This is a genomic window from Granulicatella sp. 20925_1_45 (assembly GCF_041433555.1).
Lineage (GTDB): Bacteria > Bacillota > Bacilli > Lactobacillales > Aerococcaceae > Granulicatella.
The window spans coordinates 1-3,732 of record NZ_JAPWBR010000034.1; the positions used below are offsets into that span (position 1 = coordinate 1).

Here is a 3,732-nt window from a genome sequence, read left to right on the forward strand (position 1 = left end):
ATTGACATCGCTCTCGATGATAACGCTGAGACTGTCCCTTTCGAGAAAATCGAAAATAAACTCAGGGCAGGTCACTACCGCTCAAGTAAGAGAACTTATAACATTGTGAGCCAGTCGAATGTAAACAAGGAAATCAAATCCAAGAGTATATACTTGGGCTCCAGAACACAAGGACAAAATGTGTTTTTGCGTATTTACGATAAGTTAGCTCAAAGCCTTGCAAAAGGCGTGATACCGCCAAAAGAGTTTCGCGAGTCCTGGCAAAGGTACGAAATCGTTTATTCAAAGGATTACGCACAAAAAGCGGTGCAAGCTCTACTGGATGGAGAATCAGTCGAAAAGACATTCAAGCAGACTCTAAGGACGCTCCTTGAGCTTCTAACACCATCAGAAACAGAAAGCAACAAGTCGAGATGGAAAGTTGCTCCATTTTGGGATGACTTTCTGCAGGAAAAAGAGAAGTTCGATTTCTCGACTCCACAACGTGAAATGACAATTGCGCAATCGCTGGAATGGCTCAGAAAGTACGTCGTTCCAATGATTGGATTGTTCGAACAAATGGGGAAGGAAAACAATTTCGACTTCTATGATGTATTGAGAGAAGCAAGAAAGCCAGATAAACTCACAAAGAAACAAGCAAGAATGCTAATGAAAAGCAAAACAATCGACGCAAAAACATGGGAAAAATACCTTAAAAAATTTATAGGGGGATATGATATCCATGAGTAAAGTGTATGAGAAAAACACGCAAAACAAACGATATGAACTCAAACACGGGTTCACACTAAACACGACCATCATCGCAAGTTTAGGATTGATAGTCATAGCTGAATTGATAGCTTATGTCTTGAGATTCGCGACGGATGAAAAGCACGGACAGATACCGCAACGACTACTAGGGAAAAGCATGATTCACGCGATAGCGACGGGCTTTAACTACTTAAGAGTCGGGATATGGATTCTGACGGGAGTACTAATCGTGTACGCTGCAGCACGATGTGTGCAGCACGTTCAAAAAGCTGGTTCATTCAAGAAATGGCTCGATGAGAGAAGGCTTGAAAAGGCTGTAACTAAGGCATTAGTTGATACCTTGTCAGTAAACACAATGAAGGAGCAATCACGGATTGAAGTTCCGGATGTAGAAGTCGAATGCAAAGACGATGAAATCATCGTTAAAATCGAACGATTGGCGGGAATGTATGAGCTTGAAACGCTTAAAGCTGACGTAAGCTCATCGTTTAAAAACAAGTATTCAAACTATGTCGTAACGACTGCTAGAGTATCAAACAACGAGAATGAATTCATCTTCACGCTCGAAGACCTTGGAAGCGATAAAACCTTCACGCCTAAGTCACTAGATGACTTAGACGTCGGAAACTACAATCTAAAGCTACAGGAAGGCTTAATAATCAATCTCGAAGACCGTCCGCATTTAGCGATTTTCGGGAAATCGGGCTCTAAGAAAACAACGACATTACAGTTGCTATTGCTTGAGCTAGCGGTATCACAAGCAAAGCTATACGCTTGTGACGGAAAAAATGAGTTGAGGTCGATTGATTTCATCTTCACACAATACGCTTCAGACCCGACCAAAATCCTAGAACTCACAAGCGACTTTATCAAAGAGCTAACCATTCGCGAAAAGTACAAGGATGGGAAAGTTCAAAAACTCGGTAAGATGGGGCTAAAAGCTTCAGAATGCGGATTGAAACCGATGATTCTAGTGACTGACGAAGTATCCGCGATTTTAGCAGCAATGGACAAGAAAGAACAAGCTAAATTCATGGCGGATGTAACGCAAATCGTAATGAAAGGACGGTCACTCGGAATATATTGGGTGATGGCAAATCAAGACCCATCGACCAACGTATTTCCACAAGCCATCCGCGCACAATTCGCGACAAAAATCCTTTTAGGGAACGCAAATCAAGACATTCAAAAGATGGCGCTCGGCGAAGTTGCAACGGTTGGAGATGTCGAGGATTTCCGCGGATATTATATGAGTGACGGATTGACAAAACAACCGCAAAAATTCTACGTTCCAAACATCTTTGAACACGGTTTGAACGACTTGGAAACATTCAAAAAAGCGAAAGAAAGGGGGGATGCAGCATGGGCGGAATTATTCTCATAGTGACATCATTCGATGTTGCGAAATGTGAGCTAAGAGGAAAACTAGGGGACAAGGAAGTTATGATTGCATTGCCGCAACGTGAATTCGACTGGTTTATTCACGAAGCTGACCAGAAGACAGAGCTAACCGACGAAAACTCCTTCGGAATCGCACAAAAAGTGAAACTCACGAACTGCGAATTCGCGCCAGGAAAAAGCATTTGGCACATTAAGGCTAGCGCTATTGAGTTAGTCTAGTTAAATTCTTCTTTTCCGTCGCTGGAATCGAAGGAGCATGGATAGAAGCAAAGGCAAGGGTTGTTGAAAACAAAAGGCTTTAGCCTGTCCCTTTCCTTTGTGCGGATCCATGCTAGATTCCACCAAGCGACGAAAAAAGAATTTGACGAAAATAACTTCTTTTCTTGAGCTGCGGTCAAGCGGGCTCCGCTTGCCAGGGCGTGGGATGGAATCCCACAAAGAAAAAAAGTAACAAAAAACACTCTAAAATCCTTGAAAGTATTGACTTTTTAAGGTTTAGCCGTGTAAAATAAAGAAAGAGCCTTGTTCTAAGAACAAAGCTCTGAAAATTCAATATTAGATGTCTTGCTGACACGACCAAATGCGACAAGACAACCTACTTCATAGACAATCTTAACATGCCACTATGGGGCTGTCAAGCTTAAAAACGCGGTGTAAAAGGAAAAAACCGTGTGGTATATGAATAGAATAAATGTGAAGTAGGTTCCTTTGAGCGATGTAAGCAAGCGTCGAGAAAGGAGCCTTTTTGTATGGCTATAAATCAGGAAAAATTGCAGGCTTTGCAATCAAAACTAAAGCAACAAACAACAAGTAGTAAAGAGATGTTCAGCGACTTAATTGTCGTTCATGTCGGGATTGAACCGACTGAGTATTTTCCTAAACTGAAAAACTCAGACGGGTCGAAGGTAAAGGACGCAGAGGGAAATGACAAACGCTCGGAGACGAGAGAAGGCTGGACTTACACATTCATCGAAATGGGAACGGGAAGAACGGTTAAAATAGTCAATCGTGACTTGCTTAAAATCGAACTTCTGAACGTGTACCGATGTTCGGGACTTGGCTACAATATCAAGCAATCTAGGTTCATTTTTATCGACGAAAACGCGAAAATCTTGAACTACTAGAGTAGCAAACGAGGGAAACCACGCCGCGCCGTCTAGGCAGAGGCGTGGGAAGCCCCCGAAATACTAATATAGGGGGGCTTCAGATACATCGAAAATGCCCACAATCGTTGATATGAAGCAAAAAACTTACATTCAAAAAATTGGAGACAAAAACAATGCAAAAATACAAAGTAGACTGGTTAGGATTCACGATTGACTTTAGAAATCACGGAGACCAACGTTGGTTCGATGATAAGATTTTCGAAGTCTTACGATTCGATTTATCAGAGTTTGAGCAATGCAACGGGCGCTACTTCTACAATAGCGGGATTACGTGTCATGAGTTTTTTAACGCGTTCTGGAATAACCCCGATAAGGAGATGAGTCCTAAGACCACAAGAACGATGAACATTCAACTGACAGGACAGGGGTGTACAGAAGTTGTTGAACGATTCAACAACGACACGATTGCGGTTTT

4 protein-coding genes and 1 pseudogene are annotated in these 3,732 nt (G+C 42.1%); all 5 read left to right on the plus strand.

Annotated elements, in window-relative coordinates:
* Window positions 1-729: replication initiation factor domain-containing protein (locus tag O3798_RS08540; protein ID WP_371464292.1), on the plus strand; the 729-nt coding region annotated here is incomplete at its 5' end.
* Window positions 722-2,134: an FtsK/SpoIIIE domain-containing protein gene (locus tag O3798_RS08545; protein WP_371446947.1), complete on the plus strand. Its 1,413-nt coding sequence runs from the start codon at window positions 722-724 to the stop codon at window positions 2,132-2,134. The genes O3798_RS08540 and O3798_RS08545, both read left to right, overlap by 8 nt.
* Window positions 2,113-2,370, plus strand: coding sequence for a hypothetical protein (locus O3798_RS08550; protein WP_371446949.1), 258 nt, complete (start codon window positions 2,113-2,115; stop codon window positions 2,368-2,370). The genes O3798_RS08545 and O3798_RS08550 overlap by 22 nt, the downstream gene beginning before the upstream one ends.
* Before the next feature lie 530 nt (window positions 2,371-2,900).
* A complete protein-coding gene (locus O3798_RS08555) occupies window positions 2,901-3,275 on the plus strand; it encodes a hypothetical protein (protein WP_371446944.1) in 375 nt (124 codons plus the stop codon).
* A gap of 155 nt (window positions 3,276-3,430) precedes the next feature.
* A pseudogene (locus O3798_RS08560) lies at window positions 3,431-3,732 on the plus strand (hypothetical protein); the annotation flags it as partial.

Coding starts and splice junctions, on each gene's coding strand:
- O3798_RS08545 (WP_371446947.1), top strand. CDS start 722: ATGAGTAAAGTGTATGAGAAAAACACGCAAAACAAACGATATGAACTC.
- O3798_RS08555 (WP_371446944.1), top strand. CDS start 2,901: ATGGCTATAAATCAGGAAAAATTGCAGGCTTTGCAATCAAAACTAAAG.
- O3798_RS08550 (WP_371446949.1), top strand. CDS start 2,113: ATGGGCGGAATTATTCTCATAGTGACATCATTCGATGTTGCGAAATGT.